This is a genomic window from bacterium (assembly GCA_035454885.1).
GTDB lineage: Bacteria > UBA10199 > UBA10199 > JACPAL01.
Map to the genome: position 1 here is coordinate 22488 of DATIGE010000027.1, position 25475 is coordinate 47962.

Here is a 25475-nt window from a genome sequence, read left to right on the forward strand (position 1 = left end):
TATACCACGAGTGCGACAAGAAGGCTTACGCCGGCAGAACGGCGTCTTTTCGGTCTTGCAGCTCCCGGCCGGAGAGTTCGCGGACGAGCGCCTTTAGGATGTCACGGTTTGCGATCACGCCGACCACCTTCCCCTTGCCGGCGACGACGGGCAGGATGCCGATCTTCTTTTCCACCAGGATCGAAGCGGCCGTCAGAAGGTCCGTCTCCGGCCTGACGGTCAGGACGGGAGAGGTCATGACGTCCTCGACCGCGATGTCCTCCCCCAAGCGGTACAGGCGGTCCCACTCCCGGAAGACGTCGGAAATCTTGGGCCTGCGGAGATCCCGGTCGGTGACGATGCCAACGAGTTGGCCTCGCCTGACCACGGGCAGGTGACGGATGTCGCGGGTCTTCATCAGGCCGAAGGCCCGCCGCACCGAAGCCGTCGGTGGAATCGAAAACACCTTCTTGGTCATCCAATCTTTGACCTTCATGAAGAGTCCCTCGCGGTTCGAAATCGTTTTCAAAATAGCCCGGAACGCCAAAGAGCGACATGACCTTCGTCATGCCTCGACCGCTCTCGGGCCGCCTAACGCCGAATCGGGAGCTTGGTCTCCGCGTAATCGGCGCGAATCGCCGGCTTGGGAGCTTCAGCGCCGCTGTGTTTCTTGCCCGTCCAGTAAATCAGCATCAGGAACATCTGGTAGAAATAGAAGATCCACAGGGCGCCCAGCATGAGGGAGGCGAGCGAGCCGTACAGGAGGTTGTACTGGGCGAAGCTCCGTTCCGTGAGCGACTTGAAGGCGACTTGGCCCGCGACGAGGGCGCACGCGAAGACGATGCCTCCGACGAGCATGCGCCTCACGGGAACGCGGCGGGTCGGCAGGATGAGGGCCGCGCAAAAAAACATGAAGAAGGCCGAAAAGAGAAAGACGCCGCGGGAGGCCAGGGCCGAAGGGAGGAAGACATCGAAGGCGGCCAGCGTCCGGCGGACGGCGCCCAAGAGGAGCGGCGTCAGGAGGACGAGCATGGAGCCGGTCAGCCACACGAGAAAGAACAGGCGCCGGAGGAGGTAGTTTCGCCGCCGGCCCGTCTCAAGGAGGTCGTTCACGATGTGTTCCAGGTTCAAGTAGATGAGCCGGGAGGACAGAAGGAGGGTCACGACGCCGAACCAGCCGAACGTCCGGCGCTTGATGAAAAGTGATTCGAGGCTTTTCAGGACGACGGGGCTCTGGATGGGGAAGAACTGCTCGATCATCTCCATCATCTCATGGACGAGCACCTTTTGAGGGACGACATGGCCCAGGAGGGTGGTGAGGACCAGGACGAGCGGCACGATCGAGATGATGGTGTAGAACGAAAGGCTCGCCGATTTGTTCGTGAAATCCTTCCGCGCGTGGGCGTCCCAACGGCCTTTGAGGCTCTTCGCGACGGCGAGGGCCTTGCGGGTTGAGGCCGTCACTCCGGAGGGGCCTCGCGTTGCGAGGTGCATGACGGCCTTCATACCATATCACCGCGCCGGCCGCGAGGAGGAAGGTCAGGCCGGTACGAGGGTGTACTGGAAAGGCGTCAGCTCTTCGCGAAGGAGCTGGTAGAGGGCCTGGGGAAGCTGAACGTAAACCTGTCTCCGATAGCGACGGAGTTTGCGCAGAAGAAGGGCCACCTGCAGGGCGCTTGATTCCTTCAGGGAGCGGCAATCGATGACGATCTCCTCGTGCGACTTCCGGAGCGTCCTCCGGATGGCCCGCGACAGACGGAGGATCCGGTCCATGTCGGCCGCGTCCTTGAGGTCGATCCAGAGCCGTTCGATGCCCTGCCGGGCGGCGATTCTCAGCGACACGCCTTCGAGGTTCTGGAGCGTCCGCGTGACGGCCGTCTGGAGACGTAGAAAAGACGCCTGCACGCCCGAGGGTGTCTTGTCGAAATGCCGGACGCGGTAGCTCTTGAGGGACAGGGCGGCGATCCAGTCGGTGAGGATGACGGCCACGGTCTTGGGGTTCCTCAGGGCCGGCAGGCAGGAACGCAGGAAATAGGCGATGCGTCTCGGTCCGCCCGGAAGGATGCCGTGGACCAGCAGGCCAAGGCCGTAGGAGATCTTCTGCTTCCACGACAGGTGCGGCGAGGTGAGCGGCTTCCTCAGATGCCGTAGCTTGTTGCGGATGCGCTGGAAGATCGCGCGGTCATCCGTGAGCCTTCGCTGCAGGTCCTCGTAACCCGCGACCAGATCCTCATGGGACATCCGGAGCGGAATGACGTTCGTGAAAGGGCGCGTGTTGTCGGGCGCGTGTTCCTGCTTCAGACGCCCCGCCTTCTGGAGCCTCTCGAAGAGAGGCGTCTTGGGCAGTGCGCAGAGAAGGGCCACCATGGAGACGACGATTCCGGAGGAGACGATGAAGTTATACTGGCGCTCGAAGATCGTTTTGTCGTCGTTGTCGAATCCCACGATGAATCCCGCGAAGATGTCGATGCCGTAATCGTAGACCGTCCGGATGGAGCTCAGGAGGTCGCCGCGCAGGTTCTGCTTCTTCAAGGTCTCCATGAGGCTGTCCTCGTTCGGCGTTTCGATGCCGATGAAGACCCACTCGAAGTTCGCGTCCCGGAACAGCCCCATCAGTTCCGCGTCCGCCGCCATGTTGATGGAGGCCTCGGTCCCGAAGCTGAACCGGTAATCGTGGCGCTTTTGGTATTCCGCCAGGAAGGCCAAGAACTCCTTGGCCTTGTGGATGTGGCCGATCAGGTTGTCGTCGACGAAGAAGACGCTCGTGACGCCCCGGCTCCTCAAAAGGTCCAATTCACGCTCCACCTGCCCGAGCGATTTCGTCCTCGGTTTGCGGCCGAACATGACGATGATGTCGCAGAACTCGCAGCGGAAGGGACAGCCGCGCGAGAATTGGAGGGAGACCTTTTGGTAGTGTTCCGTCTTGAGGAGGTCGTAACGGGGCGCCGGCGAATCGGTCAGGTCCACCTCGCCGGTCTCCTGGTAGAGGGCCAGCGGATGTCCGGCGGCGAAATCGGCGCAAAATCGCGGCCAGATGTATTCGGCCTCGCCCGAAATCACCGCGTCTGCGAGTCCTTCGTAATCCTCCGGGCAAAGCGAGGCGTAGGAGCCCCCGGCGACGACGAAGATCCCCCGCTTCTTGAAATGTTCCAAAATCTCTTTTTGGCGCGGAACTTGCACGCCCATGCCGCAGACGCCCACGAGGTCGGCCTGGAAATCCCAGTCGATGGATTCGACGTTCTCGTCGATGATCGTAATGTCCCAGTCCGAGGGCGTGAGGGCGGCCAGGGTGGCCAGCCCCAGGGGGGAATTGACCGTCTTCTTGTCCGTGGTCACGTGGTCCAAGGCCCAAGAAAAGCTCCAAAAGCTTTCGGGGAACTTCGGATTGATGAGAAGGAGTTTCATAAAGAAGCTATTAGAGCCGGATTCGTAGGCCGACGTCAATCACGGATTCGAAGGCTTGGGATCCTCGTATGTCAGGATGTGGAGGGAAAGCTCGGGGAAGGACTTCTTCATCTCGGAGACGAGGCCCGCCTTGTCCCGGGATTTTTCGAAGACGAAGCCGACCGATTTCTGAAACGCCGACACCTTGACGGTCGAAGGGTCCACGCCCGCCCGCTGCGCGAGCCAGGATGCGATCTCATCGGCCCGCTTTTGAGGTAGGGGGCCCAACACCTTGAGGACCACGAACTCCAGCTTGTCGGGGGCGGCGGCGACCTTTTGCGCCGCCTCCCAGGTGTAAACCGCGGCGCGGTTGTCCTCCCGGCAGAGGCCGCACGGATAGGCGCTACTGACTTGCGTCAATAACACCCATAGCACCGTGATGGGCATCCGCAAATTCATGATCGACAAAGACATATTGTCCCTTCTCCGGGATCACGAACTCAAAAATCGCCCCGTTCGAGGCCCCCAAGAGAAACGTTTGCAGGCCCCGGAACTCGTTGGCGGGGTTCCCGTCCACCCAGACCTTGTCGAAGATCGTCCCGATCACGTGGAAACTCGATGTGTCGTTGGGGCCGGCGTTCAAGACGTAGAGGCGGACGCGATCGCCGGGCTTGGCGGCGAGGGGTTCCTGGATGTGGCGCTGGAACCGGCCGTTGAAGGTCACATAGGTCGGGTGCTTCATCTCGACGGCCTCCATGTCGGTGTCGTAGGTGCCGTCGGCGTCCGGCGTCTTCTTGGGGTAAAACTCCGATTGGACCAGGGCGTATTCGCGGTCCACCTTCGTGGGGTATCCGTCCTTGGGCTCGACGACCGTCATTCCGTACATCCCCTTGGCCAGGTGCTGGAGCACCATGGTGGTGGCGCAGTGGTACATGAAGACGCCGGGGTAGTTGGGGGTCCATTCGAAGGAGAGCGTCTGGCCGGGGTCGATCGTCCGGTACTTGTCCTGAGGCGAGACCATGGCCGCGTGGAAATCGATCGAATGAGGCATGGGCAGCGTGAAGCTCGCCTGCTCGGACGACCGGTTGGTGAGGGTGAAGACCACCTTGTCGCCCTGGCGCACGTGGATCGTGGGGCCGGGGACGTCGTCGCCGAAGGACCAGAGGTTCATCTTGACGTTGTCGAACACTTCGACGGTCTTGTGGCTCACGTCCAGGCGCACATGATGGACCGTCTCCTTGGGGACCGGCTTGATCTCGGGGAGCTTGGTCACCGTGTCGCCTTCATAGAGGGCGGCGCCCTTGGGAAGCTCGGTGCCGAGCTTGGACTCGGGGGATCCGTATTGGGTGCCGTAGGTCTCCGGCTTTCCCGCGCATCCGGCGAGGGTGAATCCGACGAGGAGCGCAAGCGCCAGGGGAATGTTTTTCACGGCTCCTCCTTTTCAAGCTTGGCAAGTTCTCGTGCTTCCTTCGACCAGGGCTCGAAGCGCTCCGCGTGACTGCAAATTCCGATGATGCTTCTTCCACACTGCTGGCTGACCTGCATTTCATTTTTTAGGATCTTCTTGATGGCGCTGGACACCGCCGTCTTGAGGGGGGCTATCGGCCCGCGGAAACCCCGCTTCAAGACGGCCTGGCAGGTCGCTTCCGTCAGGTCTTTGAGAAAACGCTCGATGGGGATGTTGAAGCGAAGATGGGCGCCACTCATAAAGCCTCCTATTCGGTTGTTCGAACGATGCGCGGAAGGGCGAACCAGCCCCATGCGACGAGCCCAGCGATCCAGGCCCAGGCGGCGAAGAGGAGATGATTCCAATAGGCCGCCTCGGGAAGGAGCCGCGCGATCGAGCGCGTCACCGTGGCGAGCAGGATGAGGGCGACGGCCGCCTTGAAAAAGCGCGAAGTCCGTTCCAGCGCGAGGTCGTGGCCGCCGTGGGCTAGGGTCACGCGGGTCGCGACCGCGAGGGTCATGAGACCGAACCCGCCCACGTAGGTCAGGTGCCGGACGTGGACGGCATAAGACGGAAAGGCGGCGGGGAGCCAGAGACCCAATAGAAGGAGCCAGCAGGAGATCCAGAGGCTCCACGCCATGGTCGATCGCACGAGGGGAAACCTGTGGATTTTCCAGTCGTGAAAACTCACCAGGGTGAAGACCGCGGCCCGGATGGCGATCGCCGCGACCGCCGAAACCCAGACCTCCAGGGCGAAGGACCCGATGAGGATCGCCGAGACCGCCCACAGCGGGGCCGGAACGAGGCGGAAGAAGGGGAGGGGCTTCGCGTCCCTGGGTCGGATCCCCATCGTGACCGGCGGCGTGCAGGTCGGATGGCCCAGAAGGTTCGGGATGAGAAAGATCCCGACCCCGAGGATGAGGAGGAGCTGGAAGCCTTCATAAAGGAACAGGCGGCCGAGGGTGTCGAGTGCCTCCCAGCGGCCGGTCAGGTCATGCGCGGCTTGGAAAATGGACGCCGCCGTTTGAGTCGTAAAAGCCACGAGGGCGAAGATCAAAGGCGGCGGCGGATACGTGCTCCGCCGGTGGATGCGGCGCCAGCAGAAGGCGAGCATGAGGAGACTGAACAACCCCAGGGAGGCATGAAAGGGCAGTCGGTTCGGGAGAAAGACCGTGATCAGGAGGCTGGCCGCCAGCGCCGCCGTCAGCATGAGGTCGCCGCGCTCGGGGCCGAAGCTCCCGGTGAATCGGGGGACCGCGGTCATGAGAAATCCCGCGGCAAAGAGGGGGAGGAATCCCCCCGTCATGAGGTCAGCGTGCCAGTCCCTGGGGTAGACCGTCATGAAGTGATGAAGAAAGAGGATCCACAGGACGGTGCCCGCCACTCCAAAGAGCCATCCGGCGGGAAAGAAGAAGCGATAGGCGTCGATCTCGCGGTTCACCAGAGTCCCCCCCAAAGGCCTCCAAGGAGTCTCAAGGCGACGGTCAGGATCAAGAGGCCCGTGATCCGTTGCAGGGCCAGGCTTGGAATCCTTCCGGCGCCGAGGCGGCTCCCGATCTGGCCGCCCAAGAAGGCGGCGGCGATCAAAGGAATCACATGAGCGGCCGGGATGTCGAGTCCTCCCTTTGTGAACTGTCCCAGGAGCCCCGACGCGGAGTTGACCAGGATGAAGAGGGACGCCGCGGCCGCGGCCTGGCGCGGGCCGGCCCAGCGGAGAAAGAGAAGGACGGGGGCGAGAAAGATCCCGCCGCCGATCCCGACGATGCCCGAGAGAAACCCCAACAGGGTCCCCAAGACAAGCCCGAGACCCCAAGTATTCCTGATGGCGGGGGCCTTCGCGGCCTCGATGGCCTTGTCGAGAAACAGGAGGCGCGCGGCGGCCGCCGCGAGAGAGAGGCCAAGGAGGAGGGTGAAGAGCTCCTTGCCGACGGGAATCCTTCCCCCCAGATAGGCCGCGGGGATGGAGCCGATCAAAAAAGGCAAGACCCGCTTGAGGTCCAAATGCCCGGCCTTAACGAAATGCCAGGTCCCTCCCGCCGCAACGATCAGGTTGCAGAGGAGGGCGACCTTTGGGATCGAGCCGTAGGGGTATTGAAAGAGGGCGAGGAGGGCCAGATAGGTCGAACCGCCGGCGAGTCCCCCCATGGCGTAGACGAGGCCGGTGAGGAAAAACAGGGGTGTGATGACCCATGCGGCGTTCATCAATGCCCTCCTCCCCCCATCATGTTGAACGCATGCAGGACGTGAGGAAAGACCGCAGCGATCCCCTCCCGGACGCCGTTGGACGACCCGGGCAGCGTGACGATGAGCGTCCGTCCGCGCGTGCCTGCCACGCCCCGCGAGAGCATCGCGTACGGCGTGCGCCTCTGCCCGAAGGCGCGCATGGCCTCGGTGATGCCGGGCGCCTCCCGCTCGATGAGCGAGCTCACGACCTCCACGGTGACGTCGCGGGGACCCAGCCCCGTTCCGCCCGTGGTGACGATGAGCCCGATCTTTTCCTCGATCCATCCCAGAATTTTCTTTCGGATCTCCTCGCGATCGTCCGGGACGACCGCGTAGTGTTTCACATCGACCGGGAATCGTTTCATCTCGTCGCAAATCATCTTCCCCGACTTGTCGGATTTCTTGCCCCCCGAGACGCTGTCCGAGGTGACGAGGACGGCGGTCTTCACGGGGGCGACGAGGTCCGCCCCGAAGTCGCTCTTGCCCCCGTGCTTTTCGATCAATCGCGTCTCGCCGATGACGACGTCTTTGTCATAACCCTTCATCATGTCGTAGATCGTGAGCGCGGCGACCACGGCGGCCGTCAGGGCCTCCATCTCGACCCCCGTCTTTGCGACCGTCTTCACCTCGGCCCGCACGGTGATCTCGCCCGGTTTAGGCTCGAACGCGATCGAGACGGCGTCGATGGCGAGGGGGTGGCAATAGGGGATCAGTTCCTGGGTCTTCTTGGCCGCCAGGCATGCCGCGGCCCTGGCGACGTTCAGGACGTCGCCCTTGGGCGTATCGCCTTTGACGGCCCGGTCAATCGTCTCCTTCTTGGCGATCACGCGGGATTCGGCGACGGCGGTGCGCAGGGACTCGATCTTGTTCGTAATGTCGATCATTTAACCTCCAATCGCGCTCATGCACGGAGTCGCGAGCGACGGCAGTTGGACAAAACCCGCATGGCCCGGTCTCTTTCCCTGCAAGAGATCCCGAACCTCCCCGGCGATCTCATCGTCGGAAACACCCGGCGTCCGGAGCCGGTCCCTGAACGAGAAGGTGCCGTCGTAGGCCAGGCAATCCTGGAATCGTCCGTCGCTCGAGATCCGGATGCGGTTGCAGGCGTCGCAGAACGGGTGAGAGACAGGCGCGATGAATCCGACCAGGGTCCCTAATTCCTGGATGCGGTAGTAGCTGGCCGGTCCCAGACCCAGGCGCTCGGTCGACGGCAGCAGCGTGAAGCGCTCCGAGAGCCGTTCCAGAATCTCGTCTCTCGGGATGAATAGGCGGGGCATGCCGAGTCCCGGCCCGATCGGCATCATCTCGATGAACCGGAGGGTCAGGCCTTGGCGGGCCGCGTATTCGAGCAGATCTGTGACCTCGCCGTCGTTGATCCCCCTCTGCACCACGGCGTTGAGCTTGATGGGGCTAAAACCCTCGCGGCGGGCGGCCTCGATGCCCTCGAAGACGCGCTCGATCTCGCCCAGGCGCGTGATTTGACGGAATCGCTTGGGTTTCAAGGTGTCGAGGTGGATGTTGATCTGCGTGAGCCCCGCTTCGCGGAGCGCCTTGGCGATCGGCGCCAGGAGGAGGGCATTGGTCGTGAGCAGGACCTCTTCCAGGCCGCCGATCGCCTTGAGTCGGCGGACGAGTTCCGGAAGACCCTGGCGGACCAGGGGTTCCCCGCCGGTCAGCCGCACGCGTCGTATCCCGAGGCCGGCCAGGAGGGACACCAGTCGTTCGATTTCCTCGAACGAGAGGATCTCGGATCGGTGCGCCTTCGAAATGCCCTCGGGCGGCAGACAGTAGTGGCAACGGATGTTGCACAAATCCGTGAGCGAGAGACGAAGGTATTCGATCTTTCTTTGCGAACCGTCAGTCAGCATGGGTCTTCTCCAGGAATTCCAGGTCCTTCCTTGTGTTGACGTTGAACCAGGCGTCCCCCTCCACCGGAATCCAGGCGACGTTCGAGAGATGGGTGCAGAAGTCCCTGAGCGATAGCTTCTCCTCGCCGAGGCAGCAGCGGAGGCGGTGGAGGAGGTTGCGGGAATAGAGGGCCAGCAAATATTCGTGGATGCCGTCGTGGGTCGCGATCGCGGCGTCGGCCGATCCCGCCTGCGCGATGATCCTTTCGATCGTGATGGCTTGGAGCAGCGGCATGTCGCAGGCCACCACGAAGATCCGGTCGTTCATCGTGTTGTCGAACGCCGTGACGATGCCTCCCAGGGGGCCCATGCCGGGGATTCCGTCCTGGGCCATGCGGATTCCCAGGTGTTCGTAGGCCCCGGGCGCGTTGGTGACGAGGAGGACGTCGTTGAAGACGACGTCCATGACCTTGGCGACCCGCTTGATGATGGGGACGCCGAGAAAGTTCGTCAGGGCCTTGTTCTCCCCGAAGCGCGAGGAGGCCCCTCCCGCGAGGATGACGCCCGTGATGTCAGCAACAAGCGGCATGTTGGCCTCCTTCGATCTTCCAAATCGGCGCCTCGCTCTTCAGCGCGTCGATCACGTAGCGGCAGGCCTCGAAGGCGTCGGCGCGGTGGGGCGAGGCGACCGCCACGACCACCGCCTCCTCGCCCACGGGGATCCAACCGACGCGGTGAACGACCGAGACGGCCTCGATGGGCCAGCGGCGCCTGGCCTCCGCCGCGATCGATTCCAGGACCTTCCGCGCCATCTCGGGATAGCATTCATAGAGAAGCCCCTCGATCCCGCCGTCGTTGCGGATCGTCCCGAGAAAATGCACGACGCCGCCCGACGTCACCGAACGCACGGAGTCGAGGACCTGGGGGACGTCGATCCGTTCGTGAACGATCGCGATCATCTTTTTAACCTCCGCTGACCGGCGGGATGAACGCGAGTTCGTCCCCCGGCCGCACGACCGTTTCCGGAGGCACGTACTCGCAGTTGACGGCAAAACGGGTGAAGGGCAGGAAGCGCGCGCCGTCCTCCGGGGAATCGAAGAGTTCCTCAAAAATTTCGCGGGCCGTCTTGGAGCGGTCGAGGGTGACTTCCTTCTGATCCGCGCGAAAGCGGGTTTTGAGGGTTGCGAAGAAACGAAGGGTGATCGTCATCAATTGTCCTCCAGAAATTCGAACGACAAGGACTCGCCGGCGGCGATGCGTTGTTTGGAGGCGGGGACGATCAGAACGGCGTTGGCGCGGGCGAGCGAGCGGAGCATGGCCGAACCCTGCGCCCCGGCGGAGCGGGCGATGAACCGGCCGTTCTCGGAGGTGACGATTCCGCGCAGATAGACCTCCTTGCCGGAGGCGCCCTTGAGCGGCTCGGCCGCGACCGCCTCGTGCGGGGTGCGGCTGATCTTTTCGGCCCCCATCATCTTGAGGAGGGCCGGCCGCACGAAGCGGTCGAAGACCAGGAGGGCGGAAACGGGGTTGCCGGGCAGGGCGAAGACATGGGTCCGTCCCCAGAGGGCGTAGAGCAGAGGCTTGCCCGGTTTGATGGAAACCTTGTGAAAAACGACCTGGGCTCCGAGCGCCTCGAGGGCCTTCGGGACCAGGTCGAAGTCGCCGGCGGAAACCCCGCCGATGGTGATCAGGACGTCTGCGCCGTTCCCCCGGTTCAAGGCCTTCTTGAGCGTGTCCTCGTCGTCGACGGCGGCGCCGACCGTCTCCGCCTCGATCCCCATTTCCTTGAGGGCGGCGGCGAGAGCGGGGCCGTTGCTGTTGTAAATTTGTCCCGGTCGTAGGGGCACGGCGCGCCGTGCCCCTACATCGACCAATTCCGAACCCGTCGAGAGGACGCGCACGCTCGGTCTGCGAAAGACACGGACGGTCTCAAGCCCCAGGGCGGCCATGAGGGCGATCGTCCGGGACGTGATCCTTTCGCCCGCCCCGAAAAGCCGGTCGCCCTTCGCCACGTCCTCGCCCGCCCGGCGGATGTTGTCCCCCCGGGTGACGGGTTTCATGATGGGCCATTCTTCGAACGGCACGACGGCATAAGCGCCTTCCGGCACCGGGGCCCCGGTCATGATGCGAAAGGCCTCTTCGGGATGAATGACGGACGGTCCCCGATCCCCGGCCGCAATCGTCGGCATGACCTGAAACGAATCCCCTTCGCCGGCGATGACGTACCCGTCCATGGCGGAATTGTCGAAGGGTGGGAGCGGGATGGGGGCGACGACCGGACTGGCCAGGTGCCGGTGAAGGGAGTCTTTCAGGGGGCAATCTTCGATGGAAAGCGGCTCGGCCCGCGAGAGGATCGCGGCCAGCGCGTCCTGCGCTGAGGTCATGTTTCTTCTCCTTGCCAATTCGGCCCCGATCCATTGGATCGGAACGTCGGGTGGCGGTGCCGTTTCCGGCGCCGCCCCGTCCCAAGGACCGTGTCCTAAGCCGCGCGGCCTAGGGTTTAGGTCCCTGGGATCGGAGTTTGTTCAGGTCAACCGGTCCTTAATCTCGGCCGTTTCCTTCTCGACCTCCCTGATCCCCTTCTTAAAGTTCTTGAGGAACTTTGCGAGCCCCTCTCCCAAGGAAGGGAGTTTGCTGGGTCCGAAGATCAGGAGGGCGAGAGCCAAAACGGCGGCGATTTCCCAAGGTCCGAGTCTCATAGAGATTTCGTTACACCTCCGTCCCGGAAACGTCATGACGGCCGGCAGAAGAGCGCATGATTTTTGTCACATCCGCTTCTCATTGAAATGATTGGTTTTTTTAGTCATGCCGCCCGCGTTGCATTGCGGCGGGGGCGCCGCAGGGCATGATTGATGTCATTCCGCTGGAAGAGGGAAGAGGGTAGTCATCGAACCATGGACGCCTCGCCCGAGATCCCCACGGTCGTCTCCCTCTCGCCCCTCCCGAAGGGTTTCCTCGAACAACTCCTGCTGCCGCACCTCGCGGGCCGCACCCTGGATCTCGTCAGCGCGGCCGACTCAAGCCCCGAGGGACTTCAAGCCGCCGTCCAAAGGGCCCGGATCCTCCTGGGCGACTACACCTTCGAGCGCCGGATCACGGCCGCGACGATTCAGGAGGCCGGCCGGCTTCAACTCATCCAGCAGCCCAGCGTGGGCGTCCAGCACATCGACCTCGAGGCCTGCCGGGCGAAGGGGATCCCCGTCGCCAACGCCGCGGGCGCCAACGACAAGAGCGTCGCCGAGCACACGATCCTCCTGGCCTTGATGCTCCTGAAGAAGGCCCTCTACTTCCACCGGAGGACGGAGGCGGGCGTCTGGGCCCAGTCCGAGGCCTTCGAGTTGGGGGTCTTTGAGCTTGCGGGCAAACGCTGGGGGATCGTGGGCATGGGCCGCATCGGACGCGAATTGGCCAGGCGTCTCGGTCCCTTCGGGACCGAGATCGTCTATTTCGACCCCCGGAGGCTCCCGGCGGAGGAGGAAGACGCACTGGGCGTCGCCTACGTCCCCTTGGAAAAGCTGATACGAAGGTCGGATATCGTAAGCCTTCACGTGCCGCTGACGCCCGAGACGCGGGGCATGATCGGCGCGGAGGTCCTGCGTTCCATGAAGACGGGATCGTACCTGATCAACGTCGCCCGGGGCGAATTGGTCGACGAGAAGGCCCTCGCGGAGGCCCTCAATACGGGGGCGATCGCCGGGGCCGGGATCGACGTCTTCTCCGAGGAGCCGATCCGTCCCGGCCACCCGCTTCTCACGTGCCGGAACGTGGTGCTCACGCCGCATCTGGCCGGCACCACCAACGAGGCGCGGGCGCGGGTCATCGAAGTCTCCGTGAAGAACATCCTCCGCGTCTTGAATGGCGAGAAACCCGTCAATGTAGTAAACGGAGTCTAGATGGCCCAACTCAGCGGCGCTCAGGCCCTAGCCCTCGGTTTGGAAAAGATGGGGACGACCCGCGTCTACGGCATCATCGGGACCTCCATCCTGGGATTCTTCGAGGGGCTCTACGATTTCCGGGAACGCATCCGCTACATCTCCTGCCGCCACGAGCAGGTGGCCGCCTCGATGGCGGATGCTGAGGGACGCCTCACCGGACGGCCCGGCGTCGCGGTCGTCCACTCGGGCCCCGGGGCCTTGAACGCGATGGTGAGCGTGGGCAACGCCTACAAGGACTGTTCGCCCCTGATCGTCATCACCGGGGCGGTCAAGTCGCGCCTCAAGGGCACCGACGGCATGTTGGAGGCGGACCATCTTCGCATTTTCGCCCCTTTTCTGAAGGGCGGGTATCGCGTGCAAAGGGCGGCCGATGTCCCCGAGATCCTGTCGGCCGCTTATCGCGCGTGTCTGGCGGGCGCTTGGGGCCCCGCTCTCATCGAAGTGCCGGAGGACGTCTGGAAGGAGAGGGCGGAGGTGGACGAAGCGTCCTATCGTTTTGAGAGGCCGGACGTCCCGCCACCGGACCCTTCCGTCCTTGGTGCGATCTTGGAGGCCCTGCAAAGGGCGAAGAGACCGTTGATCCTGGCCGGTTGCGGAGTCGCTTACGCGGGGGCGGCCGAAGGACTTCGGGTCATCGCGGAAAGACTCCGGGTCCCGGTGATCACGACCGGCAACGGCCGCGGCGTTCTTCCGGAAGACCATCCCTTGTGTCTGGGCCGCGCCGGGTTCGGAGGGGGGACCCCGCCGGCGGATCATGCCTTTCAGCGGGCCGACGTCATCCTGGGGATCGGCTGCGGGATCTCCGACATGGTGACCTACGAGTTCACGCAAGAGACCGAAGCCGATCTTTATCTCATCAACCTCGACCCCGCGGCCGAGAAGAGGAAGTTCTACGTCGAGAGAAATCTTCTGGCCGATGCCGGCCGCGCCCTCGAGACCTTGAACCGGATCGCCGTCGAAAATGGGATCGGTCCTCTCGCCGACTGGTCGGCCGAGAGGCGCGAGGGGGACTCCCAGTGGCGGGGGATGCTCGCCGCCGCGGCGGGGCCGCGGGAACCGCTTTCGCCGTCTTATGCGCTGAGCCGCCTGGACCCCCTCCTGCCCCGTGACGCGATCGTCACGGGCGGCGCGGGGATGCACGTCCTATACGCGAACAACCATCTCCTGGCGCGAGGGCCCCTTCAGTTTCTCGCCTCGGTCAACTTCGGCGCGATGGGATTCGGTCTGCCCGCGGCGATGGGCGCCAAGATCTCGCTCCCCGGCCGGGTCGTTGTGGCCGTTCTGGGGGACGGAGACTTTCTCATGACCGTCCAGGATTTGGAGACGGCCGTCCGCGAGAAGATCGGGGTCAAGATCGTCGTCATCAACGACAACTCCTACCGCGTCCTCGAGATGAAACAGAAGCTGCAGTACCAGGGGCGCGTCCTGGGGACGCGGCATGGAAACCCCGACCTCCTGAAGCTCGCCGAGGCCTTTGGGATTCGAGCCCGGCGCCTGGGGGCGTCCGCCGGGGTTGATGCGGTCTGGCAGGAGATGCTCGCGACACCCGATCCCTTCCTGGTGGAGATTCCCACGGGTGCCGACGATTTGCCTCCCACCAACATCGAGGCCGTGCTCAAGATGGGGCAGCAGTAGGGAAGGCCGTCGGAGGACCGGAAATCCGCCTAAGAGGCGTATTCCCGCACGGCCGCCAGGAGTTCCTGCGGCGAGCAGGATTTGTTGAGGTAACCGGCGGCGCCCAGATCCATGGCTTCGCGGGCGATCTCCTCGTCGCCAACGGCCGAGAGGATGACGATCGGGATTGTCTTCAATCGAGGATCCTTCTTCAGTTCCCGCAAGACCCCCAGACCGCTCATCCCCGGGAGCATGAGGTCCAGAAGGATGAGGTGTGGCATTTCCGAGCGGGCGCTGGCGATACCCGCCACCGGATCGGCGGCGGTTGAACACCGATAATGATGGCTCTCAAGCCTCTTCCTGACCTGCTGCAAAATCTCCGGCTCGTCATCGATGATGAGGATTGTTTTCATCAAGCCTCCTTATTTTAGCCCCTATCCTTCCAGACTGGGAGGGTGAAGTGAATTTTCATGCCTTGGCCCACGGCGCTTTCCGCCCAGATCCGACCGCCATGGCGTTCCACGATCTCGCGGCAGATCGCCAGGCCGAGCCCGGCACCCCCCGTCTCTCCCCGGCTCTGCGTGGCCCGGATGCGGTGATACCGGTAAAAGAGGCGATCCAGTTCCTCGGGGGCGATGCCGGGGCCGTCATCCTCGACGATGAGATGAAGGAAGCCGTCGAACGGGGTGACGGTGACGCCGATGCGGCTGCGGGCATACCGGAGGGCGTTGTCGAAAAGGTTCCGGAAGACCTGGATCAAGCGGCTGGGATCGGCGTTGAGATCGGGAAGCCCGTCCGGCACCTGAATGTCGAGACGAAGGCCCCGTTCGCGGGCCGGTTTCTCGTAGTTTTTGCGGGTTTCCTCGAGGACCGGAAGGAGGATGGCCCGTTCCGGTCCTATGGCCGGCTGCCCCGATTCGAGGCGGGAGAAATCCAGCATCTCCCCGGAAATCTTCGCCAGCCGGATGCAATTCCTGAGAACCCCCTCCAGGGTTTCGAGATGCTCCTCTTTGAGGGACCCTGCGAGCTCGTCCTTCAGGTTTTCGATGGACAGACGGATAATCGCCAGCGGGGTCCGGATCTCGTGCGAGATGGTTCCCACCAGCTCGTCCTTCAGACGGTCGATCTTTTTCTTCTCCGTGACGTCCTCCATGACCCCCACGTAGTGCGTGATTTCGCCCTTGCTGTTGCGGATGGGAGAGATGCGGAGAAGTTCGTCATAGACCTGGCCATCCTTCCTGCGATTGATGACTTCGCCTTGCCAGTCCTTGCCGGCGGTGATGGCGTCCCAGAGCTGCTTATAGATCTCGGGGGGCGTGCGGCCCGATTTCAAGAGGCGGGGATTCTGACCCAGCATCTCCGCGCCGGAATAGCCGGTCATTTGGGAGAACCGCGGGTTCACGTATTCGACGTCCCCCTTCCGGTTCGTGATGATGATCGAAACCGGCGAGTTCTCCACCGCCCGCGATAGCTTGGCAAGAGCCGCTTCGGATCTCCGGTGTTGGGCGTCCAGAACGAGGATGGCCAGGGCCATCACGAGAAAAGAGGCGAGGGCCCCGCGGCTGATGTAGAGGTGCTTGAGGGTTTGAAGCGAGGCCTCGCGTAAGAGGGTCTCTTCCAGGATCCGCGTCAGAGAAAAGACAACCGCGATCGTAACGACGGCGCCGACGGCGAAGACGACCCACGTCAACCGGCTTGGCTGCAACCTGGCAGCTCGTCTCACTTTTTTATTATCCCCCCGGCGACCGATGACGGTTATGACCTGAGGCAGACGGAGGCATGACATTGGTCATGCAGCGGCGGCACCCAGGGTTCAACCGCCGTGTTTTTTCATGTCCCGGAAGATGCGGTCTCGTTCCGCATCGGTGATGAGCCGGTCGATGGCGGGGTAGAGGATCTTCTCCTCCTTCATGTTGTGCATGCCCAGATAGTTGAGGAGGAGGGCTTCTTCCTTGTCCGTGTCCGGGGAATTTTCCAAAAGCCGTTGATGGATGACCTCCAAGAGTCCACGGATTTGCGTATGTTCAATCCGCATGACGGCGGTGGGGCCCACCTGATGCATCCCGCTCTTCTCCTCGAAGACGGGGAACAGGATCTCCTCTTCCCAGAGGATATGGCGCTCCAGGCCCGCATAGAATTGAGCGAAGATCTCGCGCGCCTTGAGGAAGTCGTTTTGTTTGAGGCGCTGGAATTCCTGGAAGAGCCGGTCCAGCCGGTCGTGGTCCTCCTCGTAAAAGCGGCTGATGGGCGGGTGCGTCATCGAATCTTTTCCCTACACTGTATCGTGCCCCATCGGCCGCGCGGTCCCATGACTCGGCTCAGGTCCATAATTGATTTTCGTCAAATCGCGGACATCCGGGCCTGGATGCGGGACATGTCCTCACGGGACAAGAGGGCCTGGGCGAGCGGAAGGAGGGTCGTATTCTCCTTGTAGATATGGAGTTTCATCGTCTCGACGATCTCCTGGCCGAGACCGAAGGCATGCTCAAAGAGGAGGTCGCGGTCCGAGGGGTCTTTCATGCGCGGCGCGAGGCCCAGGAGATTGAAGGCCAGGGCCGCCGCCTGCGTGACCCGCGTGTGATCGGCCTCCATCATCTCCACCGGCGTGACGGGATTGGGTCCCGGGCTATGCTCACCGGAGGCGAGGAATCTCTCGCGGAGGAGGGGGAAGAGGGCCTTTTCCTCCCTTTCCGTGTGCCGCGCCATGTCCCCGTCGTGGCACTCGAAGAACCGCTTCAGGGCGGCGCCGATCTCCGGCGTGAACCGCCAGCGATTGGCCTTAAGCGCCACGAGGGCGCTGTCGAAGGCGGTGAGCACCTTGAGGAACTCCTCATGGTCGTCGATCAGTTGCCTCAAGGGTGCGGCCATCTTCTCGTAAGGAACGGCCTTCACGTTGGACGGGGCGAAGGCCTCCGGAGGTTCCATGGGCGACGGCAGGTCTTCTGCGAGGCCCTTTTCGGCCTTCCGGCGGAGGGGGTCGCTTTGGAGAGACGGGAGTTCGATCATGGCCAAACGGTAGCCCCCGCTGGATCGCCGGACAATGATCTAGATCATAGCCCAGGGCGCCAACCATCGTTCCGATCGGCACCCTTTATGCCCGGTCAATTCTCTTGAAATTCGGTTCCCTCTTCTCCAAGAAGGCGGCCATGCCTTCTTTGAGTTCCGGTGTCCCGTAAATCCCCTCCAAGATGCTGAGATCCTTGCGGATTTCTTCGGCCAACCCGCGATGAAGGGAGCGCTTCAGAAGCGTGAGCGACTGGGGGCTTCGCCGGAGGAGGTCACGGCAGAGGGTGTCCGTGGCGTCGTGAAGTTGCGACGCGGGGACGACGCGGTTGACGAGCCCGATTTCGAGGGCCCGTGCCGCCGTGATCGGTTCGCAGAGGAACATCATTTCCTTGGCTCGTCGCAGGCCCAGCAGGCGGGGCAGCAGGAGGGACCCGCCCCAAAGCGGGGCGCTTCCGACCTTGGGTCCGACCTGGCCGAAGCGCGCGCGGCCGCTGGCGACGGCCAGATCGCAGAAGAGCTGGAGTTCGTTGCCGCCTCCGATGCAGTATCCGTCGATCTTTGCGACGACGGGTTTGGGGCAGTCGGTGATGGCCTGCGCCAACGCGGACAGGTGCTGGACGAACACGGCGCCCGTCTGGGGGGTCAATCCCAGCATTTCCCCGATGTCGCCGCCCGCGCAAAAGTTATCTCCTTCTCCCGTCAGGACGACCACGCCCACGGAGCCGTCCCGCCCCACCTGCAGGAAGGCTTTCGCGAGTTCCTCGAGCGTCCTTTGGCGGAAGGCGTTTCTCTTGTGAGGGCGGTTGAGGGTGATGGTGGCGACGCCTTCTTTTTGTTCGAAGAGAATGTCCGTGTAGGGGCGATTCACGTGTGATGGTGCAGGCTTTCCGCCAAGTACGGATCATTCTTGGGGACCAGCGGTGCCCGGCCCAAGGCCTTGCCGACCACGTAGAAAAAGAGGGCCCCGTAGCCCAGGGCGACCAAGACTTCCAGCGGCCCGATCCACCGCTTGCCCGCGGTGTTGGGCATGACCATCAGGTAGAGATCCAGCCAATGGCCGACCAGGAGTGTGACGCAGACGCGTTTCAGGACGGCCGGATTCCTCTTGGAAGAGCGCGGCATGAGGATGGCGAAGGGGATCAGCCAATTAAGGGCGAGGTTGAGGAGGAACAGCCAGCTCCAATCGGGATCCGTGCGGACGATGAAATAAGAGGTCTCCTCCGGGATGTTCGAATACCAAATCAGCAAATACTGGCTCACCCAGATGTAGGCCCAAAAGGTGGAGAAGGCGAAGACGAGCTTGCCGAGATCATGAAGATGATTCTCGTTGATGAAACCTTCCAGATGGCCGCGCTCCATGAGAAGGACGGCCATCAGGGTGATGACCGCGAGCCCGTGCAGGAAGAGCCCCGAGAACGTGTAGAGGGAAAAGATCGTGGAGAACCAGTGAGGTTCGAGCGACATGATCCAATCCACGCTCGCCACGGAGAAGGTGAGGGCGAAGATCGGTATGAAGGCGGCCGACGCGCGCACCAGGGTCCGGTGAGGGCCAAGATCGGCGGCCGAGTCCTCTCTCCGTGAGGTCCTGCGGAAAAGCCACGCGAAGGCGATCCAGAGCGTGAAGATCGCGGCCATGCGGCCGAAGAAGAACGGAACATTCAGGTAGGCCTGTTTCGCCGAAAGGATCGGGTCGTGCAGCACGGCCTCGTGGTCCGCCCAGTGATAGAGGCCCTGCATGCCCCCGATCATACTCAAGACAAGCAGGATCATGAGGACGGCGGTCACGGGGAGGATGGAGGACATCGCTTCGGGGATCCGCCGCAGGACCGTCCACCAGCCGGACCCCGCGATGAAGTGAATCGCGATGAAGAACAGGCCCGCCAGACCGAGCGAGAGATAGTAGAAATTGTTGATCAACAAGTTGGCCCAGGCGCGCGTCGGGTCGAGAAAGAAGCCGGTGACGAGCGCCGCGGCGCCCGCTGCCATCGCGATGAAGGCGAGCTTCTTGTATCGGTCGCGGAGCTGAAAGGTTGGCGTGTTCATGGCTGCGTCTCGGCTGGTTTTGTCTCCGGTTGGGTCTCGGCCGGTTTGGTCTCGGGTTGCGTGACCGGGTTCTGCAGCGTCCGCACGTACTGGACGATCTTCCAACGGTCTTCCGGGGCGATCTGCGAGGCGTAGGAGGCCATCATCAACCCCGCCCCGCGGGAAATAACGTGGTAAAGCCGCCCCTCCGGATATTCGCGGACGGCCTTCGAGGTGAACGAAGGCGGATTGGGAAATTTGGGGATGAGCGGCCCGTCTCCCTTCCCCTCCGCTCCGTGGCAAACGAGGCAGAAGCGGGTGAAGAGGGCCTTTCCGCGCGCGAGATTTTCCGGCGTGGCCGGCACGGGGTTCGCGAGCTCGCGGCCCGCGCGCGCCGCTTCTTCGGGTGTCGCCCCATAGTGGAAGGGCTCGAAACCGCGGGGGATCGATCCCTCGGGCGGGGCTTGGAGCGTCATTCCGTCGCGCGTCAACGGATTGGGCGCGTAGGCGTCGTAGGGGAGGGAGTGAGCCATGTCGGGCAGGAACTCGAATCCCGGCCTCTTGGGGTTCCTCTCGCAGGCGGAAACCGCCGCGGCGAGCGTCAACACGGCGGCGATGGCGAAAGTCCTATTCATAAACGATCGATCTCTCCGTAATGGCGTCCGTCCCCGTCTCCATCAAGATCCTCCGCGCCTTCTCTTCCTCGAAATGAGGGTGTCCCTTCTCCAGGACGACCACGAATCGGTCGTTCGTGATGCCCTGCTCCAGGAGAAGGGCCTTGGCGCCCGGCCTCAGGCGCGTCCGGAGAAAAAAGGCCAGCACCGTGGAAAGGCCGCCGATGAGGACCGTGATCTCGAAGGTGACGGGCAGGAAGGCGAGCGTCGAGTTGGCCGGCTTGCCGCCGACGTTCAAGGGCCAGTCGAAGGCGGAGGTCCAGAACTGAAAGCCCATCGCGAGAATCAGCCCGAAAAGGCCGGCGAAGAAGGTCACCAGGGCGAGCCTTGAGCGCCGAAGACCCATGGCGTCGTCCAGGCCGTGCACCGCGTAGGGCGTGAGGACGTCCTGGACCGTAAGCCCCTCGCCGCGCAGCCGTCGCACGGACCTCAGGAGCTTCGTCTCGTCGGTGAAGATGCCGAAGAGGTACTCCTTAACCATGGCCGCCTCCCTCGGGACTGCGGTGCTCGTGGGCGACCACGGCCTTCACCTCCCACATGGCGATGGCGGGCAGCAGCCTCACGAACAGAAGGAAGCAGGTGAAGAAAAGGCCGAAGGTTCCGATGAAGGTGGCGATCTCGATGAAGGTCGGCGTGTACATCGCCCAGGACGACGGGAGGAAATCCCGGTGGAGCGAGGTCATGATGATGACGAAACGCTCGAACCACATGCCCACGTTGATCAGGAGGGTCAGCGGAAAGAGCAGGGCCGGCGTCGTCCGGATGGTCCTGGACCAGAGGAGCTGCGGGACGATGACGTTGCAGAACACCATGATCGCATACGTCCATCCGTAAGGCCCGAAGATGCGGTTGGAGAAGGCGAATTGTTCGTAGGGGTTGGCGCTGTACCAAGACGTGAAAAGCTCGGTGGCGTAGGCGAATCCGACGATGGAGCCCGTGAGAAGCATGATTTTCGCCATGGCCTCCAGGTGGCCGACGGTGATGTAGTTCTGCAGGTTCATCACGCGCCGTGTGATGATGAGGAGCGTCGTGACCATGGCGAATCCCGAAAAGACCGCGCCGACGACGAAGTACGGCGGGAAGATCGTCGTGTGCCATCCGGGAATGATGGACGTCGCGAAATCCATGCTGACGATCGAATGCACGGAGACGACGAGGGGCGTGGCCAGTCCCGCCAGGATCAGACAGAGGGTCTCGTAACGGCTCCACGTCCGGTTCGAACCGTCCCAGCCGACCGAAAGGACTTCGTAGAAAAACTTCTTGATGCGGCTCTTGGTGCGGTCGCGCAGCGTCGCGATGTCCGGGATCATGCCGATGTACCAAAAGACGAGCGAGATGGTGAAGTACGTGCCGATGGCGAAGACGTCCCACAGGAGAGGGCTCCGGAAGTTCACCCACAGGGATCCGCGCGTGTTCGGATAGGGGAAGACCCAGAAGGCGAGCCACGGGCGGCCCATGTGGATGAGCGGGAAGATCGCCGCGCACATGACGGCGAAGATCGTCATCGCCTCGGCGGAGCGGTTGACGGAGGTTCTCCACTTCTGCCGGAACAGGAGAAGGATGGCGGAGATGGGGGTGCCCGCGTGGCCGATGCCGACCCAGAAGACGAAGTTCGTGATGTCGAAGGCCCAGCCGACCGTCTTGTTGAGGCCCCAGGTCCCGATACCGACCTTGATCTGATAGGCAACGGCGGCCAAGCCCAGGCCGAGGGCGGCGACGGCGACGACGAAGGCCATGAACCAGGAGGGTCCGGGACGGTGGTCCATCCAGCGGGAGACGTCCTCCGTGACCTGGATCATCGAGGTCGGGGCGCCGACCAAAGGTTGTCTTCTCTTGCGGATCATAGGTTTGTCTTGTTCCTCACCTTCGTGAGATATCCCACGTTCGGTCTCACGTTCAGTTCCTCCAACACGTGATAGAAACGGCCGTCCTTGTTGAGTTTGGCCGTCCGGCTCGCCGGGTCATTCAGATTGCCAAAGACGATGGCTTGAGCCGGGCACGACTGCGCGCAGGCCGGCTGGATCTCGCCGTCCTTCAGGGGGCGGCCTTCCTTCTTGGCCGAAAGCTTCTTCTCCTGGATGCGCTGGATGCACAGCGAGCACTTTTCCATGACGCCGCGCGAACGAACGACGATGTCCGGGTTCAGGACCATGGCGCCCAGCTCGCTGTTCATGTTGAAGTCGAATTTGTCGTTGCGGGCATATTCAAACCAATTGAAGCGTCTGACCTTGTAAGGGCAGTTGTTCGCGCAATACCGGGTGCCCACGCAGCGGTTGTAGACCTGCTGGTTCAGGCCGTCGGAGCTGTGAACGGTGGCCAACACCGGGCAGACCGTTTCGCACGGCGCGTTCTGGCAGTGCTGGCACATCATCGGTTGGTGGACGGTTTCCGGATTTTCCTCGGTGCCGGAGTAATAGCGGTCGATCCGGATCCAGTGCATCTCGCGCCGCCGGCGGACTTCGTCCCTGCCGACGACGGGGACGTTGTTCTCCGATTGGCAACCGATCACGCAGGCCGAGCAACCCGTGCAGGCCGAGAGGTCGATCGTCATTCCCCAGAGCGCCCCGGAATAGTCGTGCTCCGCCCAGAGTGTTTTCAGCTCTTCCCGGTGCTCGTTTCCGGCGGCCGGGTTCTTCTTGTACTCGGCCAGCGTCGTCTCCAGGACGATGGGCCGGCCTTCCATGGAGTGGTGCGTCTGCGTCGCCGCGAGTTCGACGCGCCGGCCGGTCTTTTCCAACGTAGCCGCGCCGGCGCCGACCAGGGGGTAGGCGTTGACGCCGACGTTCTCCCCGGCCTTGCCGCAGCGCGTGCGTCCGTAGCCCAGCGCGATGGCGAGCGTCCGGGCGGCCTGGCCGGGTTGGATCTGAACCGGAATCTCGAGAGACCCGCGGCCGGTCTTCACCGTCACGACGTCGCCGTCCTGCAGTCCGATCTCCCTGGCCGTCGCCGGGGCGACGGAGACGTAGTTGTCCCACGTGATCTTCGTCACCGGGTCGGGAAGCTCTTGGAGCCACGGATTGTTCGCATGCCGTCCGTCCCGGAGGGCGATGGGCTCAAAGAGGGCGAGTTCCAGTTCCGCCGCCGGTTTCTGCGCGATGCGCGAGAGGGCCTCGGACCGCAAGCCGCGCGAGCCGCCGTCCCTGGGAGGGAGCGCGATCAAGCCGTTTCGAACGCAATCGTCCCAGGGGGAATCGGCCAGATTGGCCGCCCAATAGTTTTTCACGAATTCGTAGGCCGTCTCCGTGCGCCCCATCCATCGCAGGAGACTCTCCGAGGCCGGACGCGTGTCGTGGAGGGGGCGGATGACCGGCTGTTGCACATGATACGTGAACGCGTTGGGTTGGGCGTCGCTCCACGTTTCGAGGGCGTGGCTTTCGGGGGCCACGATCTTTGCGAGCGAAGACGTTTCATCCAGACGGTCGGAGAGCGAGACCGTGAGACGGACCTTCTTGAGGGCCTGGCCAAAGGCCGCCCCGTCGGGGGCGTCGTAGACCGGATTGACGCCAGCGAAGATGAGAGCGGCGATCTTGCCTTGTGTCAGCTCATCGGCCAAGCGTTGGAACGCCCGGTCGTCGCCCTGGCGTTGGAACGACGGGTTGTCCAGGTCGACGGTCTTGCCGATGTTGCCCAGGAGGCTGTTGATCGCGGCCACGGCGATCTGGACCGATAGGTCGTTCGTTCCGGAGACGACGAGGGATTCTCCCCGGGCCGACCAGAGTTCCTTGGCCGTCTCGGCGACCCTCTCGGCATCGACGCCTCTCAGCGGCGCGTTGATCTGCGTCCCGGTCCCGGCCATGCGTGAAAGCTCGTTGAACAGGGCGGCCGCGACGCCCAGCTCCTCGGAAGGGTTGACCGGGATCCGCAGGTCGGCGTTGGCACCGGTCAGCGACATCCGCGATTCAAACTGGATATGCCGGGAAACCCATTCCCCATCGGGCTTCCGCCGGCTCGCATAGGCCCGCGTGAATTCGACGGGAGAGATCCACGTCCCCAAAAAGTCGCAATTGAGGCCGACGATCACCTTCGCCTTGTCGAAGACATGGCGGGGGAGGGCGCGTTCCCCGAAGGCGAGTTCCTGGGCCTCGAGCAAGGCGGAGGAAGAGACGGCGTCGTAGACGACGAGTTCGGCGTTCGGATACTTGCGGACCCATTCGTCCGCCAAGGAGCGGAGCGAGGGGCTGGGCAGCGTTCCGCTGAGCAGGACGATCTTGCCGCCCGAGGCCGCAATGTCGGCGAGTTCCCGGCCGACCAGGGCGTCGATCTCGCTCCAAGAGGCGGGACGGCCGTCGAGGAGCGGGCCTTTGAGGCGCGCGTCGTCGTACAGGGAGAGCACGGTCGCCTGTCCGGTGGCGCAGACGCCGCCGGCGTTCAAGGGCGACTCGGCGTTGCCCTCGATTTTGATGGGACGCCCGTCCCGCGTCTTGACCAGCAAACCGCAGGCCGACGGGCACCCGCCGCACGTCGAGGCGTACCAGTTCGGGACTCCGGGCACGACGTCTTCCGGTTGGATCAAATACGGAATCGCCTTTTCCACCGGCATGCGGGTGCAGGAGGCCAGGGCCGCCCCGGCGAAACTGAAGCCCAGGAGCTTCAAGAAGTCGCGGCGGGACGTCTCCATGTGCGCGAAGAGGGGAATCTCATCCGCGAACTCGCGCGAACGCTCCTCCAGACACTTCGGGTCCTCCCGAAGCTCCTCAAGCCCCTTCCAATATTTTTCATCTAGTAGTGACATTTTGCACAATCCAATCCGCCGATGGGCTTCCCGACGTCGACCGAATGCCCGTCTATGATCGGGGTTCGCATCACCCCCTCCATCCCGGCAAGTCGGGACGGAGCCTCCTCCGGCGGCGTGATCCCCTTCGCCCGGTGGCAATCCAGGCACCACCCCATGGTCAACGGCTTGTCCTGACGCATTCTCGTCATCGTCTCGACGGGGCCATGGCAGTCCTGACAGATGACCTTGCCGGACGTGACGTGCTGGCTGTGGTTGAAGTAGGCGAAGTCCGGAAGCCGGTGGACCTTCACCCATTCGATCGGTTTGTTCTGCTCGATCGCGGTCCGGATCTTGGCGATCTCCGGCGAGTCCTTCCTGATCTGCTTGTGGCAGTTCATGCAGACGTTCGCGGGCGGGATGCCGGCGTGACGCCCCTTTTCCGCCGCGAAATGGCAGTACATGCAGTCGATCTTGTTGTCACCGGCGTGCACCTTGTGGGAGTAGGCGATCGGTTGGTCGGGCTCGTAGCCCTGGTTGACCCCCACGCGGCGCGCTTCTTGGACCGCCAGGTTCGCGAAATAGGCGAGCCCTCCGAGGACGACGGCCAGAATGAAGATCTTTCGCCACATC

The 25475-nt window shown here is 63.2% G+C and carries 27 protein-coding genes, 1 pseudogene and 1 riboswitch; of the genes and pseudogenes, 2 read left to right on the forward strand and 26 right to left on the reverse strand.

Going from position 1 to position 25475, the window contains the following annotated elements; genetic code table 11:
- Positions 1 to 25: 25 nt before the first annotated feature.
- The 15 genes and pseudogenes from VLJ37_05430 to tatA form a co-directional block, all read right to left on the reverse strand.
- A complete protein-coding gene (locus tag VLJ37_05430; GenBank protein ID HSA59109.1) occupies positions 26 to 475 on the reverse strand; it encodes a CBS domain-containing protein in 450 nt (149 codons plus the stop codon).
- A gap of 95 nt (positions 476 to 570) precedes the next feature.
- Entirely contained in the window at positions 571 to 1473 is a 903-nt protein-coding gene (locus tag VLJ37_05435; GenBank protein ID HSA59110.1) for a YhjD/YihY/BrkB family envelope integrity protein, read from the reverse strand.
- A 45-nt stretch (positions 1474 to 1518) separates the two neighbouring features.
- Complete coding sequence (locus tag VLJ37_05440) at positions 1519 to 3384, reverse strand: radical SAM protein (protein HSA59111.1); 1866 nt, start codon at positions 3382 to 3384, stop codon at positions 1519 to 1521.
- 39 nt (positions 3385 to 3423) lie between these two features.
- Positions 3424 to 3783, reverse strand: coding sequence for a hypothetical protein (locus VLJ37_05445; GenBank protein HSA59112.1), 360 nt, complete (start codon positions 3781 to 3783; stop codon positions 3424 to 3426).
- Positions 3776 to 4585, reverse strand: a pseudogene (locus VLJ37_05450) (multicopper oxidase domain-containing protein). Before VLJ37_05450 ends, VLJ37_05445 begins: the two are co-directional and overlap by 8 nt.
- A 203-nt stretch (positions 4586 to 4788) precedes the next feature.
- Positions 4789 to 5070 (reverse strand): hypothetical protein, encoded by a 282-nt coding sequence (locus tag VLJ37_05455; protein ID HSA59113.1) that lies wholly within the window; start codon positions 5068 to 5070, stop codon positions 4789 to 4791.
- Positions 5071 to 5078: 8 nt separating this feature from the next.
- The gene (locus tag VLJ37_05460) at positions 5079 to 6251 is read right to left on the reverse strand and encodes an NnrS family protein (protein ID HSA59114.1); all 1173 of its coding nucleotides are present in this window, start codon (positions 6249 to 6251) and stop codon (positions 5079 to 5081) included.
- Complete coding sequence (locus VLJ37_05465) at positions 6248 to 7012, reverse strand: sulfite exporter TauE/SafE family protein (GenBank protein HSA59115.1); 765 nt, start codon at positions 7010 to 7012, stop codon at positions 6248 to 6250. The genes VLJ37_05460 and VLJ37_05465 overlap by 4 nt, the downstream gene beginning before the upstream one ends.
- Positions 7012 to 7917, reverse strand: a complete 906-nt coding sequence (gene moaCB / locus VLJ37_05470; protein HSA59116.1) for a bifunctional molybdenum cofactor biosynthesis protein MoaC/MoaB — start codon at positions 7915 to 7917, stop codon at positions 7012 to 7014. The genes VLJ37_05465 and moaCB overlap by 1 nt, the downstream gene beginning before the upstream one ends.
- Positions 7918 to 8901, reverse strand: coding sequence for a GTP 3',8-cyclase MoaA (gene moaA / locus VLJ37_05475; GenBank protein ID HSA59117.1), 984 nt, complete (start codon positions 8899 to 8901; stop codon positions 7918 to 7920). It abuts the gene before it with no gap.
- Entirely contained in the window at positions 8891 to 9469 is a 579-nt protein-coding gene (locus tag VLJ37_05480) for a molybdenum cofactor guanylyltransferase (protein HSA59118.1), read from the reverse strand. The genes moaA and VLJ37_05480 overlap by 11 nt, the downstream gene beginning before the upstream one ends.
- Positions 9453 to 9839 (reverse strand): molybdenum cofactor biosynthesis protein MoaE, encoded by a 387-nt coding sequence (locus tag VLJ37_05485; GenBank protein HSA59119.1) that lies wholly within the window; start codon positions 9837 to 9839, stop codon positions 9453 to 9455. Before VLJ37_05485 ends, VLJ37_05480 begins: the two co-directional genes overlap by 17 nt.
- 4 nt (positions 9840 to 9843) lie before the next feature.
- Positions 9844 to 10089: a MoaD/ThiS family protein gene (locus VLJ37_05490; GenBank protein ID HSA59120.1), complete on the reverse strand. Its 246-nt coding sequence runs from the start codon at positions 10087 to 10089 to the stop codon at positions 9844 to 9846.
- A complete protein-coding gene (glp, locus tag VLJ37_05495) occupies positions 10089 to 11264 on the reverse strand; it encodes a gephyrin-like molybdotransferase Glp (protein HSA59121.1) in 1176 nt (391 codons plus the stop codon). The genes VLJ37_05490 and glp overlap by 1 nt, the downstream gene beginning before the upstream one ends.
- Positions 11256 to 11412, reverse strand: a riboswitch (molybdenum cofactor riboswitch). (Overlaps the previous gene by 9 nt.)
- The gene (gene tatA / locus VLJ37_05500; GenBank protein ID HSA59122.1) at positions 11406 to 11579 is read right to left on the reverse strand and encodes a twin-arginine translocase TatA/TatE family subunit; all 174 of its coding nucleotides are present in this window, start codon (positions 11577 to 11579) and stop codon (positions 11406 to 11408) included. It overlaps the preceding riboswitch by 7 nt.
- A gap of 195 nt (positions 11580 to 11774) precedes the next feature.
- Between tatA and VLJ37_05505 the strand changes: the two genes are divergently transcribed.
- Together VLJ37_05505 and VLJ37_05510 are read left to right on the forward strand one after the other, a co-directional pair.
- Positions 11775 to 12773, forward strand: a complete 999-nt coding sequence (locus VLJ37_05505; protein HSA59123.1) for a 2-hydroxyacid dehydrogenase — start codon at positions 11775 to 11777, stop codon at positions 12771 to 12773.
- The gene (locus VLJ37_05510; GenBank protein HSA59124.1) at positions 12774 to 14450 is read left to right on the forward strand and encodes a thiamine pyrophosphate-binding protein; all 1677 of its coding nucleotides are present in this window, start codon (positions 12774 to 12776) and stop codon (positions 14448 to 14450) included.
- A 29-nt stretch (positions 14451 to 14479) separates the two neighbouring features.
- Here VLJ37_05510 and VLJ37_05515 read toward each other — a convergent pair whose 3' ends face one another.
- The 11 genes from VLJ37_05515 to VLJ37_05565 form a co-directional block, all read right to left on the reverse strand.
- On the reverse strand, positions 14480 to 14842 hold the full coding sequence (locus VLJ37_05515; protein ID HSA59125.1) for a response regulator: 363 nt from the start codon (positions 14840 to 14842) through the stop codon (positions 14480 to 14482).
- A gap of 14 nt (positions 14843 to 14856) precedes the next feature.
- Positions 14857 to 16152, reverse strand: a complete 1296-nt coding sequence (locus VLJ37_05520; GenBank protein HSA59126.1) for an ATP-binding protein — start codon at positions 16150 to 16152, stop codon at positions 14857 to 14859.
- A gap of 90 nt (positions 16153 to 16242) precedes the next feature.
- Positions 16243 to 16689 carry a hemerythrin domain-containing protein gene (locus VLJ37_05525; GenBank protein ID HSA59127.1) on the reverse strand — a complete coding sequence of 149 codons (447 nt, stop codon included), beginning with the start codon at positions 16687 to 16689 and terminating at the stop codon, positions 16243 to 16245.
- Positions 16690 to 16769: 80 nt separating this feature from the next.
- Complete coding sequence (locus tag VLJ37_05530; protein HSA59128.1) at positions 16770 to 17435, reverse strand: hemerythrin domain-containing protein; 666 nt, start codon at positions 17433 to 17435, stop codon at positions 16770 to 16772.
- Between the two features lie 85 nt (positions 17436 to 17520).
- Positions 17521 to 18303 carry an enoyl-CoA hydratase-related protein gene (locus VLJ37_05535; GenBank protein HSA59129.1) on the reverse strand — a complete coding sequence of 261 codons (783 nt, stop codon included), beginning with the start codon at positions 18301 to 18303 and terminating at the stop codon, positions 17521 to 17523.
- Entirely contained in the window at positions 18300 to 19478 is a 1179-nt protein-coding gene (locus tag VLJ37_05540; GenBank protein HSA59130.1) for a hypothetical protein, read from the reverse strand. The genes VLJ37_05535 and VLJ37_05540 overlap by 4 nt, the downstream gene beginning before the upstream one ends.
- A complete protein-coding gene (locus VLJ37_05545; GenBank protein ID HSA59131.1) occupies positions 19475 to 20092 on the reverse strand; it encodes a cytochrome c in 618 nt (205 codons plus the stop codon). The genes VLJ37_05540 and VLJ37_05545 overlap by 4 nt, the downstream gene beginning before the upstream one ends.
- A complete protein-coding gene (locus VLJ37_05550) occupies positions 20085 to 20612 on the reverse strand; it encodes a DUF3341 domain-containing protein (GenBank protein HSA59132.1) in 528 nt (175 codons plus the stop codon). The genes VLJ37_05545 and VLJ37_05550 overlap by 8 nt, the downstream gene beginning before the upstream one ends.
- Positions 20605 to 21975: an NrfD/PsrC family molybdoenzyme membrane anchor subunit gene (gene nrfD / locus VLJ37_05555; GenBank protein ID HSA59133.1), complete on the reverse strand. Its 1371-nt coding sequence runs from the start codon at positions 21973 to 21975 to the stop codon at positions 20605 to 20607. Before nrfD ends, VLJ37_05550 begins: the two co-directional genes overlap by 8 nt.
- Positions 21972 to 24863 carry a TAT-variant-translocated molybdopterin oxidoreductase gene (locus tag VLJ37_05560; GenBank protein ID HSA59134.1) on the reverse strand — a complete coding sequence of 964 codons (2892 nt, stop codon included), beginning with the start codon at positions 24861 to 24863 and terminating at the stop codon, positions 21972 to 21974. The genes nrfD and VLJ37_05560 overlap by 4 nt, the downstream gene beginning before the upstream one ends.
- Positions 24851 to 25474, reverse strand: a complete 624-nt coding sequence (locus tag VLJ37_05565) for a cytochrome c3 family protein (protein ID HSA59135.1) — start codon at positions 25472 to 25474, stop codon at positions 24851 to 24853. Before VLJ37_05565 ends, VLJ37_05560 begins: the two co-directional genes overlap by 13 nt.
- Position 25475: the final 1 nt, after the last annotated feature.